At 66.7% G+C, this 15,344-nt stretch carries 10 protein-coding genes; 6 read left to right on the top strand and 4 right to left on the bottom strand.

The features are described 5' to 3' along the window. Positions 1-36: 36 nt before the first annotated feature. The 3 genes from HHL15_RS02565 to HHL15_RS02555 form a co-directional block, all read right to left on the bottom strand. A complete protein-coding gene (locus HHL15_RS02565; RefSeq protein ID WP_235943175.1) occupies positions 37-945 on the bottom strand; it encodes a lysylphosphatidylglycerol synthase domain-containing protein in 909 nt (302 codons plus the stop codon). Beyond that, positions 942-1,766, bottom strand: coding sequence for a phosphatase PAP2 family protein (locus HHL15_RS02560; RefSeq protein ID WP_169144226.1), 825 nt, complete (start codon positions 1,764-1,766; stop codon positions 942-944). The genes HHL15_RS02565 and HHL15_RS02560 overlap by 4 nt, the downstream gene beginning before the upstream one ends. 64 nt (positions 1,767-1,830) lie before the next feature. Beyond that, entirely contained in the window at positions 1,831-3,306 is a 1,476-nt protein-coding gene (locus HHL15_RS02555; protein WP_169144225.1) for a diguanylate cyclase domain-containing protein, read from the bottom strand. Between the two features lie 436 nt (positions 3,307-3,742). Between HHL15_RS02555 and purL the strand changes: the two genes are divergently transcribed. Beyond that, a complete protein-coding gene (purL, locus tag HHL15_RS02550; protein ID WP_169144224.1) occupies positions 3,743-7,672 on the top strand; it encodes a phosphoribosylformylglycinamidine synthase in 3,930 nt (1,309 codons plus the stop codon). A gap of 112 nt (positions 7,673-7,784) precedes the next feature. Here the strand turns inward: purL and HHL15_RS02545 are convergent, their stop codons facing one another. Then, the gene (locus tag HHL15_RS02545; protein WP_169144223.1) at positions 7,785-9,428 is read right to left on the bottom strand and encodes an electron transfer flavoprotein-ubiquinone oxidoreductase; all 1,644 of its coding nucleotides are present in this window, start codon (positions 9,426-9,428) and stop codon (positions 7,785-7,787) included. A gap of 228 nt (positions 9,429-9,656) precedes the next feature. On the opposite strand from HHL15_RS02545, the gene HHL15_RS02540 reads away from it, so the two are divergent. From HHL15_RS02540 to kdsA, 5 genes are all read left to right on the top strand, one after another. Then, positions 9,657-10,085 (top strand): acyl-CoA thioesterase, encoded by a 429-nt coding sequence (locus HHL15_RS02540; protein ID WP_169144222.1) that lies wholly within the window; start codon positions 9,657-9,659, stop codon positions 10,083-10,085. A gap of 71 nt (positions 10,086-10,156) precedes the next feature. After that, a complete protein-coding gene (locus tag HHL15_RS02535) occupies positions 10,157-12,136 on the top strand; it encodes an acetoacetate--CoA ligase (RefSeq protein ID WP_169144221.1) in 1,980 nt (659 codons plus the stop codon). Positions 12,137-12,148: 12 nt separating this feature from the next. Next, positions 12,149-12,694: a hydrolase gene (locus tag HHL15_RS02530; protein ID WP_169144220.1), complete on the top strand. Its 546-nt coding sequence runs from the start codon at positions 12,149-12,151 to the stop codon at positions 12,692-12,694. Between the two features lie 131 nt (positions 12,695-12,825). Further along, positions 12,826-14,460 (top strand): CTP synthase, encoded by a 1,635-nt coding sequence (locus tag HHL15_RS02525; protein WP_169144219.1) that lies wholly within the window; start codon positions 12,826-12,828, stop codon positions 14,458-14,460. 11 nt (positions 14,461-14,471) lie between these two features. Then, a complete protein-coding gene (gene kdsA / locus HHL15_RS02520; protein ID WP_169144218.1) occupies positions 14,472-15,311 on the top strand; it encodes a 3-deoxy-8-phosphooctulonate synthase in 840 nt (279 codons plus the stop codon). Positions 15,312-15,344: the final 33 nt, after the last annotated feature.

The raw sequence follows: 15,344 nt of genomic DNA, 5'->3' as shown, positions 1-15,344 counted from the left end.
CCCGTCGGCGCTGGACGAGGCGGATTGTATGTCGGCTCAGGGGCTCGCGCTTGCGTTGTCGCTGCGCGCCACCGGAAACAGCCAGGCGATGGCGCCGGAGCTGACCGCGCAGGCGATCACGAACAGATGGAGCGCCAGGGCAGCCTGCAGGCCGGTTTCGAGGGAGACGCCGCCAGGCAGCAGGGCGGCGGCGGCCCCGGCTTCGTAGGTGCCGAAGCCGGCCACGCCTTGCAGCGGCAGGATGGCCGCCAGCTCGGCGCCGAGGGCACCGGTGGCACCGATGGCCAGCGTGGCCGGCAGCAGGGCGGACAGCAGCCAGGCCTGGGCGGCGAATTTCACGGTCCAGTTGGCGATGGTCCACAACCAGCCGAAGCGGGCGTGGAGGGTGCTCTCGGCGAAGGCGTCGCGTACCTTGGCCAGCTTGGCGGTGAAGGGCTTGCCCTCTGCCCAGTCATGCGGCGCCCGCGCCCAGCGCGGCAGCCACCAGGCGAGGCCGACCACGCCCAGCACCGCGGCGGTCTTGAGTGCGGTGGGCAGGCCGGGCCACACCAGTGCGGCGAGGGCCATCACCACGAAGGCGTCCTGCAGGCGGAACCAGAATAGCGACGCCACGGCGCGGGGCAGGGCCACGTCGAAGGTCTGGCGCAGGAGCAGCGGAAAGGCTGCCTCGCCACCGCGGAAGGGCAGCACGTTAACCATGGCGTTGTGCACCAGGACGATGCGCAGGCAGGCGCCGAAGCGGCCGGCGGCCTGGGTGCGGAACTCGTCGAAGACGCGCAGCGCGCGCAAGCAGTAGGACAAGGCGAAGCCCGCCATGGCCAGCCCGAGAGCGGGAGCGTCGAGGCGTCCGAGCAGTTCGCCGACGCCGCGCCAGCGCCCGTCGGCAAGCAGCCAGCCGAGCAGGGCCAGGGAGACGGCGACGGCGAGGAGACGTTTCAGGTTCATGAGGATGTCTCCCGGTCGCGCATCAGGGCCGCCGCGGCACCGCCGATGCCCCAGGCGCCCAGGCCGATCTGGTAGAGGCGGGCGTCGGGGTAGCCGAGCTTGATGAAGAGCAGGGAGAGGCTGGTGGCCAGCACGATGGTGGCCATCACGCGCACGCCGCCGGGGCGTTCCCAGAAGCGCAGGCGGCTCGACAGCCACACCCCGAAGGCGCCGCAGGCCCAGCCGCCGGCAGCACCGACCAGTACGTCGAGGGGCCAGTGGGCGCCCACCGCGATACGCGACAGGATGATCAGGGCGGCGGCCAGCAGGCCACCGATGGCCGCGCGCAGGCGGCTGGCCGGCTCGGGCCAGGCCAGCACGATCACGGCGGCAACGAGGCCGGCGGTGGTGGCGTGGCCGGAGGGAAAGCTATGCACGTACAGCTTCTGGCCGATGAGGTGGAAGCTCTCGGTGGCGAGCACGCCGGCCGGCCGCATCAGGTCGAAGCCCTGCTTGCCGCCTTCACTGAACAGGATGGCCAGCGGTGCGCCAAGGAAGGCCGAGGCAAGCAGGCGCGGGCGGGTCTTGAGGCTGGGCGCGAGCAGGGCCATCACGCCCAGCACCGAGCCGCTGAGGGTGATGGCCGACCATACCGCCGGCGACGCGGCACGGGCGAGGAGCTGGTTGGCGTGCAGGAACAGCGCCTGGTTGTGGCCGCCCAGGAAGACGATTGCGGCGAGCACGACGAGCAGCGCCGGAGGCGCCACTGCCCAGCGGACCGGGAAGGCCTCGGCGACGGGCTGCGGGAGGGTGTCCGGATCGTCGTTGGGAATGGAGTGCAAGGGAAGTGCGGGAAGGCGGCGGCGACAAAGCGCGCTATCTTACCCGATCAGGCCGGGCCCCGGCTCAGGCCGCCACGCTGTCACCGGTGCGGCTGGCCAGCCGCAGGGCGGGCCGTCCGTCATGCTTGGCCCGGTACATGGCGGCGTCGGCGGCTTTCAGCAGGCTGTCCTGGTCCAGGCCGTCGTCGGGGGCGAGGGCCAGCCCGATGCTGCCGCCGATGGTGATGAGCTGGCCCTGGATGTGGAAGGGATGGGCAAAGATGCCGAGCAGGCGTTCGCCCAGGAAGTTGAGGGTGTCCCGGTTGTTGATGTCCGGGAAGACGCCGGCGAATTCGTCGCCGCCGATGCGGGCGATTACATCGCCATTGCGCAGGGCCGCCCCCAGGCGCTGGGAGATCTGCACCAGTAGCTCGTCACCGATGGCGTGGCCGTAGGTGTCGTTGATGGGCTTGAAGCCGTCGAGGTCGAGCACCGCCACGCCCAGCACCGACTTGTTCTCTTCGCAGCGCTGCAGCTCCCTTTCGAAATGCGGCGCGAGGAAGCCCCGGTTGGGCAGTCCGGTCAGCGGGTCGTGGTTGGCCAGGTGCTGGAGGCATTCGTTGGTGAGGTGGCGGGCCGTCACGTCGAGCAGGGTCATGATCCGCAGCGGGCCCTTGTAGCCTTCGATGACGCCGGGGATCCGTTCGATGGCGAGAGGCAGCCCGTCCGGCCGCTCGCCGGTCCACACCCCGTCGTTGAGGCTCAGGATCTCGTCCAGGCGCCGCCCACGCAGGGCCTTGCGGGGGCGGCCGAGCATGCGACAGGCGGCCCGGTTGGCATCGGCGATCTTGTCGGTGCTGCCGAGGATGCAAACCCCGGCGCCGATCTGGTTCATCATCGAACGCATCAGCCTGCCGGAGCGCTCTGAGCGGCGGCGCTGCAGCAGGAGCAGGGTGCCGACGACCAAGCAGGCGAGCAGGCCGGTCGCCACGGCGAGAACGGCGAACAGGTCGGCCTGGCGCATCGCCTCGTCCCGCTGGCGGGCCAGTTGCATGGCCAGGTGGCCCATGCCGGGGCCGATGGCGGCCAGCTCGGCGGCCAGGCGGCTGGCGTGATGCTCGGCGTCGAGGTCGGCGGCGGCGTCCTGGCTGAGCGTGCTGAGGAGGGTCTGGCTGGTGAGGGCGCTCCAGCGTGAGTTGAGTTCGGCCAGAATGCGCCGCGCTTCCTGCCCTTCCACGGGGCCGACGGCCACGCGGATGTTCTCCAGGCTGTGCAGTGACGTGCCGCCGGCCAGCAGGCCGCTCAGCAGACCGGTGAGCCAGCGCTGACGGGGGTCGTTGCTCGGGTTGAGGACGGGTGTCGCGGGCCCTGCGGAGAGCTGGTAGGCGAGCGCGGAGCCTTGCTGGACGAGTCCCAGCTGGGTCGACAGCTGGCGATATTCGAGGGTGTGGCGGTAGGCCAGGAAGAGGATGCCGGCCTCGGCGATGCAGAACACGACGGTGAGCGCCCACAGCAGCAGGGTGGGGCGGTAGGACTGGGGGCGGGTGCGACGGGAGGACATGGTGACATGGTCCGCAAGTGCAACAAGCCGTGAATTATTGCACGGTCCTAATGACAGGAGCCTGCGCCGCCGCCCGCAATGGGTACCCCCATGCTTCCCGCTTTGCGGTTCGCTGCCAACCGAGGGGGCGCTTTCATCTTGGGACGGCCCGGCGATGAAAGGGTACCCCCACGCTCTCCGCTACGCGGTTCGCTGCCCCCCGAGGGGGCGCTTTCATCTTGGAGCGGTCCGGCGATGAAAGGGTACCCCCACGCTCTCCGCTTTGCGGTTCGCTGCCCCCCGAGGGGGCGCTTTCATCTTGGAGCGGTCCGGCGATGAAAGAGGGAAGGTCGGAGGAGTACGCCACCTCGGGTATAATCCCGCGCTTTCCAGATGCCCTGCCTGCGGTTCGCCAGCCGTGGGAGGGGCCGGTCATTCTTTCGTGCCCATCCCTGCCATGTCCGAAATCCTCAAGCTGCGCGGTGCGCCCGCGGTCTCCGCTTCCCGCCTCGCCCGCCTTACCGAGTCCGTCAAAACCGTGTTGCCGCGCCTCAAGGGCCTGGCTGCCGAGCACTGGTATTTCGCCGAGCTCACTGCGCCGCTGACGGCCGATGAACTGGCCCGGCTGGTGGATCTGCTGGGTGCGCACGCCGAAGGCGCTGCGCCTGCCGGCAGCATGCTGATGGTCACGCCGCGTCTGGGCACCATTTCGCCCTGGTCATCCAAGGCCACCGATATCGCCAGGCAGTGCGGTTTCGACAAGATCGTGCGGATCGAACGGGGCACCGCCCTCAGTTTCGAGCTGCGCGGCGGGCTCGATGCACGCGACCGCGAGGCGGTGCTGCCGGCCATCCACGACCGCATGACCGAGTCGGTGCTGGACAACCCGGACGCCGCCCACGCGCTGTTCCACCATTACGCGCCCCAGCCGCTCACCACGGTGGCGATCATCGAGCAGGGCCGTGACGCCCTGGTGGTGGCCAACAGCGAGCTGGGCCTGGCCCTGTCCGAGGATGAGATCGACTACCTGGTGGACAACTTCACCCGCATCGGGCGCAACCCCACCGACGTGGAGCTGATGATGTTCGCCCAGGCGAACTCCGAGCACTGCCGCCACAAGATCTTCAACGCCGACTGGGTGATCGACGGCCGGCCGATGGACAAGACCCTGTTCGGGATGATCCGCGAGACCCACAAGGCCCATCCGGAGGGCACGGTGGTGGCGTACTCCGACAACGCCTCGGTGATCGAGGGTGCCACCGTTGCCAAGCTCTACCCGGACGCCGATGGCGCCTGGAAGTACCGTGACGAGCTGACCCACATCCTGGCCAAGGTCGAGACCCACAACCACCCGACCGCGATCTCCCCCTTCCCGGGCGCCTCCACCGGCTCCGGCGGTGAGATCCGCGACGAAGGCGCCACCGGCCGCGGCTCCAAGCCCAAGGCCGGCCTGGCGGGCTTCTCGGTGTCCAACCTGGAGATCCCCGGCTTCGAGCAGCCCTGGGAAGAGGCTTACGGCAAGCCCGAGCGCATCGCCTCGGCACTGGACATTATGATCGAAGGCCCGCTGGGCGCGGCCGCCTTCAATAACGAATTCGGCCGTCCCAACCTGACCGGCTATTTCCGTACCTTCCAGCAGAGCGTGCAGGACGAGATGCGGGGCTACCACAAGCCCATCATGATCGCCGGCGGCCTGGGTTCCATCCAGGACCAGCAGTCCTTCAAGATCAAGTTCGGCCCCGGCACCCTGCTGATCCAGCTGGGCGGCCCCGGCATGCTGATCGGCCTGGGCGGCGGTGCCGCCTCCTCGATGGCCACCGGCACCAACACCGCCGACCTGGACTTCGCTTCCGTGCAGCGCGGCAACCCGGAGATCCAGCGCCGTTGCCAGGAAGTCATCGATGCCTGCTGGCAGAAGGGTGAAGCCAACCCCATCCTGTCGATCCACGACGTAGGCGCCGGCGGCCTGTCCAACGCCTTCCCCGAACTGGCCGATTCCGCCGAGCTGGGCGCGCACTTCGAGCTGCGCGAGGTGCACATCGAAGAGCCGGGCATGAGCCCGCGCGAGATCTGGTCGAACGAGTCCCAGGAGCGTTACGTGCTCGCCATCGCACCGGAGAGCCTGGATGTCTTCAAGGCCATCTGCGAGCGCGAGCGCTGCCCGTTTGCCGTGGTCGGCACGGCCTCGGACGATGGCCAGCTGGTGGTCTCCGACCGCCATTTCGACAACAACGCGGTGGATATGGAAATGCAGGTCCTGCTGGGCAAGCCGCCCAAGATGACCCGCAATGTGTCCACCCGCCAGGTCTTCGTGCCGCCCTTCGACGTCACCGACATCGACCTCGCCGACGCCTGTCGCCGCGTGCTGCGCATGCCGGCGGTGGCCAGCAAGAACTTCCTGATCATCATCGGCGACCGCTCCGTCGGCGGCATGACCGCTCGCGACCAGATGGTCGGCCCGTGGCAGATCCCGGTGGCCGACGTGGCCGTCACCACCATGAGCTACCAGGGCTACCTGGGCGAGGCCTTCGCCATGGGTGAGCGCACCCCGGTGGCCACCCTCGATGCACCGGCCTCCGGCCGCATGGCGATCGGCGAGGCCATCACCAACATCGCTGCGGCCGACATCCGCAGCCTGGGTGATGTGAAGCTCTCCGCCAACTGGATGGCCGCTGCCGGCCACCGTGGTGAGGACGTCAAGCTGTACAAGACCGTCGAGGCTGTCTCCCAGTTCTGCCAGCAGGCCGGCATTGCCATTCCGGTGGGCAAGGACTCGCTGTCCATGCGTACCGCCTGGAACGAGGAGGGTGAGGACAAGCAGGTGGTGTCGCCCCTGTCCCTGATCGTCACCGGCTTTGCGCCGGTGCAGGACGTCCGCCGCACCCTGACGCCCCAGCTGCAGTTCCCCGAGGGCGTCGAGACCGAGCTGTTGCTGATCGACCTCGGTAACAACGCCAACCGCCTCGGCGGCTCGGTGCTGGCCCAGGCCTACAACTCAGTGGCCGAGCACGCCCCCGACGTGGACGCCGGCCAGCTCAAGGCCTTCTTCGACCTGATCCAGCAGTGGCGCAAGGACGACCTGATCCTGGCCTACCACGACCGCGCCGACGGCGGCCTCTTCGCGACCCTCTGCGAGATGGCCTTCGCCTCCAAATGCGGCCTGTCGGTGCTGCTCGACACGGTGGCCTACGACCAGTACATGAATGACGTGGACGGTCTGGACAAGCGTCCGGACGCCCTCAAGGGCCGCTTCAACGACATGCTCTTCAAGGCCTTGTTCGCCGAAGAGCTGGGCGCCGTGATCCAGATCCGCCGCGCCGACCGCAGCCGCTTCACCGAGGCCCTGCGCGCCGCCAGGCTGTCCTACCACTTCGTGGGCGAGCCCAACGACCGGGACGAGCTGCGTTTCTGGCGCAATGCCAAGCTGATGTTCAGCGCGCCCCGTGCCGAGCTGCTGCAGACCTGGTCCGAGACCAGCTACCAGATCGCCCGCCTGCGCGACGATGCCGAGTGTGCTCGCGAGGAGTTCGAGGCCCTGGCCGACAACACCAACCCGGGCCTGTCGGTGTCCCTCAGCTACGATCCGGCCGAGGACATCGCTGCGCCTTTCATCGCCACCGGGGCCCGGCCGAAGGTGGCCATCCTGCGCGAACAGGGCGTGAACTCCCAGGCCGAGATGGCGGCTGCCTTCGAGCGGGCCGGCTTTGCGCCCTTCGACGTGCACATGTCCGACCTGCAGGCCGGCCGCGTGCATCTGTCCGACTTCAAGGGCCTGGCCGCCTGCGGTGGCTTCTCCTACGGCGACGTGCTGGGGGCGGGGCAGGGCTGGGCCAAGTCCATCCTGTTCAATCCGGCCCTGCGCGAGCAGTTCGAGACCTTCTTCAAGCGTGATGACACCTTTGCGCTGGGCGTCTGCAATGGCTGCCAGATGATGTCAAACCTGGCCGAGATCATCCCCGGTGCAGAGGCCTGGCCGCGTTTCCAGCGCAACCGCAGCGAGCAGTTCGAGGCCCGTTTCGTGATGGTGGAGGTGCAGGAGAATCCGTCCATCCTGTTCGCCGGCATGGCCGGCAGCCGCATGCCCATCGTGGTGTCCCACGGCGAAGGGCGCGCCGTGTTCGCCGGTGTCGATGCCCAGGACAATGCCCGGGTGGCCCTGCGCTATGTGGATAACAGCGGTGCCGTGGCCGAGCGCTACCCGTTCAACCCGAACGGCTCGCCGGAGGGCATCACCGGCCTGACCACGCCGGACGGCCGCTTCACCATCATGATGCCGCACCCGGAGCGTACCGCCCGCAGCGTGCAGATGAGCTGGCATCCGGCCGATCTGGGCGAAGACTCGCCGTGGCTGCGGATGTTCCGCAACGCCCGCAAGTGGGTGGGGTGATGTAATGAAGCGGGCGGGGGGCTCTGGTCGCCCGCCTTGCTGCAGGTTCAAGGACAGACGGCCGGTGTTTCCACCGGCCGTCTGTCTTTTGTCCGCCAGGGAAGCGAGCGGGCTACATCCCCTGGTAGATCGGACCTTCGCCGCCTTGAGGAACGACCCAGTTGATGTTCTGAGTCGGGTCCTTGATGTCGCAGGTCTTGCAGTGCACGCAGTTCTGCGCATTGATCTGCAGATGCGGGTTGTCACCCTCGGGGCTGCGTACGATCTCGTACACGCCGGCCGGGCAGTAGCGCTGCTCGGGGGCGTCGTACTTGGCCAGGTTGATGGAGATGGGCACCGAGGCGTTCTTGAGCTGCAGGTGGCAGGGCTCGTCCTCCTCGTGGTTGGTGTTGGACAGGAACACCGAGGAGAGGCGGTCGAAGCTCAGCTTGCCGTCGGGCTTGGGGTAGGCGATCGGGCTGCACTCGGCGGCAGGCCGCAGGGTGGTGTGGTCGGCGCTGTTGTGCAGGGTCCAGGGCACGTTGCCGCCAAAGAGCTTCTGTTCGGCGCCGAAGAGGAAGGAGCCCAGCCACAGGCCCTTCTTCATGTAGGGCTTGAAATTGCGGGTCTTGTGGAGCTCGGCGTGCAGCCAGCTGGCCTTGAAGGCGGCCGGGAAGGCGTCGAGCTCGTCCTGCGCGCGCTCGGTGGCGAGGGCATCGTAGGCGGCTTCGGCGGCCAGCATGCCGGACTTCATGGCCGCATGGGAGCCCTTGATGCGGGCTGCATTGAGGAAGCCTGCGTCGTCGCCGATCAGGGCGCCGCCGGCAAAGACGAGCTTGGGCTGACTCTGCAGGCCGCCAGCCGCGATGGCCCGCGCGCCGTAGGCGAGGCGCTTGCCGCCCTCGAGGTATTTGCGGATCTCCGGGTGGGTCTTGTAGCGCTGGAATTCCTCGAAGGGCGACAGGTAGGGGTTGGTGTAGTTGAGACCCACTACAAAGCCCACTGAAACCAGCCGGTCCTCCAGGTGATAGCAGAAGCCGCCGCCGTAGGTGGCGGTGTCCATCGGCCAGCCGGCGGTGTGTACGACCAGCCCGGGCACGTGCTGGCCGGCGGGGATCTCCCACAGTTCCTTGATGCCGATGCCGTAGGTCTGCGGATCGGCGTCCTTGCGCAGGTTGAACCTGGCCTCGAGCTGCTTGCCCAGGTGGCCGCGGCAGCCTTCCGCAAACAGCGTGTACTTGGCGCGCAACTCCATGCCGGGCTGGAAGTTGGGGCCCTGGCTGCCGTCCTTGAGGACGCCCATGTCACCGGTGATGACGCCGGCCACCGCACCCTTGTCATCGAACAGCAGTTCGGCGCCGGCGAAGCCGGGATAGACCTCGACGCCGGCCGCTTCGGCCTGCTCACCGAGCCACTTGACCACGTTGCCGAGGCGGACGATGTAGTTGCCGTCGTTGTGGAAGGCGTCCGGCAGAAGGCCGTTGGGGATCTGGCGGCCGCCGCTCTCGGAGAGGAAGATCACGCGGTCTTCCGAGACCGGAGTGTTGAGGGGCGCGCCCTTTTCCTTCCAGTCGGGGATCAGTTCGTTGAGGGCGCGCGGGTCGAGCACCGCGCCGGACAGGATGTGGGCACCGATTTCGGCAGCCTTTTCGATGAGGCATACCGAGAAGTCCTGCCCTTTTTCCGTTGCGAGCTGTTTGAGCCGGATCGCCGCAGCCAGGCCCGCGGGGCCGCCACCAACGACAAGGACATCGAACTCCATGGAATCACGTTCCATTTGCTGCCTCCTCCTGAGAATATTGGATTTGTTTTAATCCGCCCGAACTGTGGAAGGGTAACCCTTCAGGGCAATCCGGAGCAATCCCGGATGGCGGGCGGTGCGCAGCTGATGAGAACATACGCATGCGTATGTTACATTGGCCCGGATGCCGGTGGGAGGGGTATTGCATCCACGCCCACCGGGATCTTCCAAGAAGAAATTCTTGCCTCAAGGAGACAGCGCATCATGAATTCGGAATCAAGCGTTCAACCGCCGCAGAGAAAGCTCCAGCACACTTCGCAGATAGCAGTCCGCTGGGGCGACATGGACTTCTACGGCCACGTCAATAACACCGTGTACTTCCGCTTCTTCGAGCAGGCCCGCGTGGAGTGGATCGAGAGCGAGGGCTTCATCGTCAGCCCGCAGTCCGACAGCGGGGCGGTGATCATCAATGCCAGCTGTACCTTCCTGCTGCCGGTGAGCTACCCGGCCACGGTGATCATCAAGGTGTTTGCCGGGGAGCCCGGCCGCAGCAGCGTGATGACCTGGTACGAGCTATATGTGGAAGGCGATGAGCGCCTTTACGCGGAAGGAGCGGCCAAGGTCGTGTGGACCGATCCGCGGACCGGCAAGTCGGCCCCTATCCCGGAAACCCTGCGAGCCAAGGTAAGCTAGCAAGGGCCGCAAGGCCGGATGGATCCGGACGAGGATCCGAAGTCAAAACAAGAACGTAGAGGAGATAGCCCATGAGTTACGCAGTTGCCACCGAGCCCCTGTGGCGTCCTGGTGCGGAGCGCATTGCCGCCGCCAACATCACCGCCTTCAGCCGTGAGGCCGAAGCCCGCTGGGGCCGTTCGCTGCCCGATTACCCGGCGCTGCATGCCTGGTCCGTGGCGCAGCCCGAGGAGTTCTGGCTGTCCCTGTGGGACTACGGCGCGGTTGTCGGCGAGCGGGGTGAGGTCGTGCTCGAGCAGGGCGGATGCATGCCGGGTGCGCGCTGGTTCCCGCAGGCCCGCCTGAATTTTGCAGAGAACCTGCTGCGCAGCAGGGATGATTCCGACGCCCTGGTGTTCTGGGGGGAGGAGCGGGTCAAGAACCGCATGTCCCACGGTGACCTGTACCGCCAGGTGGCGCACTTCGCGGCGGCCTTGAGGGAGATGGGCGTGGGGCAGGGCGATCGCGTCGCGGCCTGGATGCCGAACCTGCCGGAGACCATCATCGTCATGCTGGCCGCGGCGAGCATCGGCGCCATCTTCTCGTCGGCGTCGCCGGACTTCGGTGTGCAGGGTGTGCTCGACCGCTTCGGCCAGATCGAGCCCAAGGTGCTGGTGGCCGTGGATGGCTATTACTACAACGGCAAGATCGTCGATTGCATGGACCGCCTGGCCGCCATCACCGATGGCCTGCCCTCGGTCAAGCGGGTGGTGGTGGTGCCTTATGTGCATGCGAAGCACGATCTCTCCCATGTGCATCACGCGCGGGTGCTCGCCGATTTTGTGAAGCCCTTCCAGGCCGTCACCGAGATCCCTTTCGTACGGCTGCCTTTTGACTACCCGCTTTACATCATGTATTCGTCGGGCACGACGGGGGTGCCCAAGTGCATCGTGCATTGCGCCGGCGGGGCCTTGCTGCAGCACATCAAGGAGCATCGCCTGCACGGTGACGTGAAGCCCGGCGACCGGGTCTTCTACTTCACGACCTGCGGCTGGATGATGTGGAACTGGCTAGTGTCCGGGTTGGCTGCGGGCGCCACGCTGCTGCTTTACGATGGTTCGCCGATGATCGGCAACGGGGCGATCCTCTTCGACTACGCACAGGCCGAGGGCATGACCCATCTCGGTACCTCTGCCAAGTTCATCGATGGTATCGCCAAGGCCGGTCTCAAGCCGGGGCAGACCCACGACCTGTCGGCCCTGCGGGCCATCTTCTCGACCGGCAGCCCGCTGGTGCCGGAGGGTTTTGAGTACGTGTACCGGGAGATCAAGGCCGACCTGTGTCTGTCGTCGATTTCGGGCGGCACCGACATCATCTCCTGCTTCGTGCTCGGCAACCCGACCCTGCCCGTGTGGTCAGGCGAGATTCAGTGCAAGGGTCTCGGCATGGCGGTGGATGTGTTCGACGAGATGGGCATTCCGGTGCGCGGCGAGAAGGGCGAGCTGGTGTGTACCCGGCCCTTCCCGGTGATGCCCGTGGGCTTCTGGAACGATCCGGACGGTGCCCGCTACCGGGCGGCCTATTTCGAGCGCTTCGAGAACATCTGGTGCCATGGCGACTACTCGGAGATCACGGTCCACGATGGTCTGATCATCTATGGCCGCTCCGACGCCACCCTCAACCCGGGCGGCGTGCGTATCGGCACGGCCGAGATCTACCGCCAGGTCGAGAAGCTCGAGGAGGTGCTCGAATCCCTGGTGATCGGCCAGCAATGGCCGCCGGGTGATGCCAGCGACGTGCGGGTGGTGCTCTTCGTCAAGCTGCGCGAGGGCCTGAAGCTGGATGGCAGCCTGACCGACCGGATCCGCCGCACCATCCGCGACAACACCACGCCGCGCCATGTGCCGGCCAGGGTGGTGCAGGTGGAGGACATCCCGCGCACCAAGAGCGGCAAGATCGTCGAGCTGGCGGTGCGCTCGGTGGTGCACAACCAGCCGGTCAAAAATGTCGAGGCGCTGGCCAATCCGGCGGCGCTGGAGCAGTTCCGCGACCGCGCCGAGCTGCAGTCCTGAGAGGAGTCGCTCATGTTGATGGATAGTGGAAAGTCGTCCTTGCTGGTGGTGGATGTGCAGGAGCGTCTCCTGCCGTCCATCAACGAGGGCGAGGCTGTGTTGCGCAACTGCATCTGGCTGGCGGGCGTGGCACGCCGGCTCGAGGTGCCGATCGTGGTGTCGGAGCAGTACCCGACCGGCCTCGGGCCCACCGCGCCGGCCTTGCTGGAGGCCGCGGGGGCCCAGGTTGTCGAGAAGGTCCATTTCTCCTGCGTGGCCGATGGCTGCCTCGTCGGCACGGCCGTGGAAGCCCGGCGGCAGGTGGTGGTGGTCGGCACCGAGGCGCATGTCTGCGTGATGCAGACGGTGCTGGAGCTGCGCTGGCAGGGCAAGGAGGTCTTCGTCGTCGCCGACGCCGTCGGCTCCCGCAAGCCCGCCGACCGGGACGCCGCGCTGGCGAGGATGCGCGCCCACGGGGTGGAGATCGTGACCCGCGAGATGGTGGCCTTTGAGTGGCTCAAGCGCAGCGCCAACGATCTCTTCCGTCAGGTGAACCGGGATTTCATCCGGGATAATTGAGGCCGGAAACCCGGTCCCGGGGCGATGTTTGTGCCCCGGGACCGGTCTGACGCACTCGCCGGGAGGTATCTCCCGTTGAAGAGAAGGGGCTGAATCGGCTATCATTCCCCTTTCCAGAAGTCCCCCGTGTCATGACCAAATACGTCTTCGTTACCGGTGGTGTCGTGTCCTCTCTGGGCAAGGGCATCGCCGCCGCCTCTCTCGGGGCGATTCTCGAATCCCGCGGCATCAAGGTTACCCACCTCAAGCTCGATCCCTACATCAACGTCGACCCCGGCACGATGAGCCCCTTTCAGCATGGGGAAGTCTTCGTGACCGAAGACGGTGCCGAGACCGACCTCGACCTCGGCCACTACGAGCGCTTCACCAGCGCCAAGATGAGCAAGCGCAACAACTTCACCACCGGCCAGATCTACGAGGCGGTGATCAAGAAGGAGCGGCGCGGCGAATACCTGGGCAAGACCGTCCAGGTCATCCCCCACATCACCGACGAGATCAAGACCTACGTCAAACGTGGCGCCGAAGGTGCCGACGTGGCCATCGTCGAAGTGGGCGGCACGGTGGGTGACATCGAGTCCCTGCCGTTCCTGGAAGCCATCCGCCAGATGGGCATCGAGGAAGGCCGCCAGGGCACCTGTTTCATCCATCTCACGCTGCTGCCCTACATCCCGACTGCCGGCGAACTGAAGACCAAGCCGACCCAGCACTCGGTCAAGGAGTTGCGCGAGATCGGCATCCAGCCGGACATCCTGCTGTGCCGCGCCGACCGCTCCGTGCCGGCTGACGAACGCCGCAAGATCGCGCTGTTCTGCAACGTGATGCCTGAGGCTGTCATCGAGTGCCTGGATGCAGACTCCATCTACCGCATTCCGGGCATGCTGCACGACCAGATGCTGGACGAGATCGTCTGTCACAAGCTGGGCATCCTGGCCCGCGCTGCCGACCTGTCCATCTGGGAGCGCCTGCTCGACGCGCTGAACAATCCGCAGCACAACCTGAACATCGCTTTCGTGGGCAAGTACGTCGACCTCACCGAGTCGTACAAGTCCCTGATCGAAGCCCTCAACCACGCTGGCATGCACACCCGCAGCAAGGTCAACATCCATTACCTGGATTCCGAGGACATCGAGAAGGACGGCTGCGGGGCGCTCAAGGCCATGGATGCGATCCTGGTGCCCGGCGGCTTCGGCCGGCGGGGTACCGAGGGCAAGATTGCGGCGATCCGCTACGCCCGTGAAAACAAGGTGCCCTACCTGGGTATCTGTCTGGGCATGCAGCTCGCGGTGGTCGAGTTCGCCCGTGACGTGGCCGGCATGAACGCTGCCCACAGCACCGAGTTCGACCGTCACACCGATTACCCGGTGATCGGCCTGATCACCGAATGGCTCGACGCCTCCGGCAAGATCGAGAAGCGCGGCGAGGATTCCGACCTGGGTGGCACCATGCGCCTCGGCGGTCAGGTCTGTAACCTGGCCGATGGCTCGCTGGCCCGGGAGGTCTATGGCAAGCCCGAGATCACCGAACGCCACCGCCACCGCTACGAGGTCAACAACACCCTGCTGACCCGTCTTGAGGAGCAGGGCCTGCGCGTGGCCGGCCGGGCGCCCGGCACCGACCTGTGCGAGATGATCGAGCTGCCCACCGACGTGCACCCGTGGTTCGTCGGCTGCCAGTTCCATCCGGAGTTCACCTCCAATCCGCGTAACGGTCACCCCCTGTTTACCGCCTTCGTGAAGGCGGCCCTGGCTCACCAGCAGGCCGGCTGAAAGGACACAGCATGAAACTCTGCGGCTTCGACATCGGCCTCGACAAGCCCTTCTTCCTGATCGCCGGACCCTGTGTTATCGAGTCCCGCGAGATGGCCTTCGACACGGCCTCCCGCCTCAAGGACATCTGCGGCGAACTGGATATCCCGTTCATCTACAAGTCCAGTTACGACAAGGCCAACCGCAGCTCCGGCAAGTCCTTCCGTGGCATGGGCATGGAGAAGGGTCTGGAGATCCTGGGCGAAGTCCGCGAGAAGGTTGGCGTGCCGGTCCTCACCGATGTGCACAACGAGGCCGAAGTGCCCCATGTGGCGGCGGTGGTCGATGTGCTGCAGACGCCGGCTTTCCTGTGCCGCCAGACCGATTTCATCCATGCCGTGGCGTCCTGCGGCAAGCCGGTGAACATCAAGAAGGGCCAGTTCCTGGCGCCGGGCGACATGAAGAACGTGGTGGACAAGGCCCGCGAGGTGAATGGCGGCGCCGAGAACATCATGGTCTGCGAGCGGGGTGCCTCTTTTGGCTACAACAACCTCGTGTCCGACATGCGCTCCCTGGCGATCATGCGCGAGACCGGCTGTCCGGTGGTCTTCGATGCCACCCATTCGGTGCAGCTGCCCGGTGGGCAGGGCACTTCGTCCGGCGGTCAGCGCGAGTTCGTTCCCGTGCTGGCCCGGGCGGCGGTTGCGGTGGGTATCTCCGGCCTGTTCATGGAAACCCATCCGGATCCGGCCAAGGCCTTTTCCGACGGCCCCAATGCCTGGCCCCTGCCCAGGCTCAAGAGCCTGCTGGCCACCCTCAAGGCCCTCGACGCGCTGGTCAAGGCGGAAGGCTTCGAGGAACTGCGGCCCTGAGCGGCCCGGACCGAACCCGTTTCAAGTTAAGGG

The sequence above is a fragment of the Zoogloea dura genome, from assembly GCF_012927165.1.
Taxonomy (GTDB): Bacteria; Pseudomonadota; Gammaproteobacteria; order Burkholderiales; family Rhodocyclaceae; genus Zoogloea; species Zoogloea dura.
The sequence above is the reverse complement of the archived record's forward strand: the minus strand, read 5'-3'. Positions and strand labels throughout refer to the sequence as shown.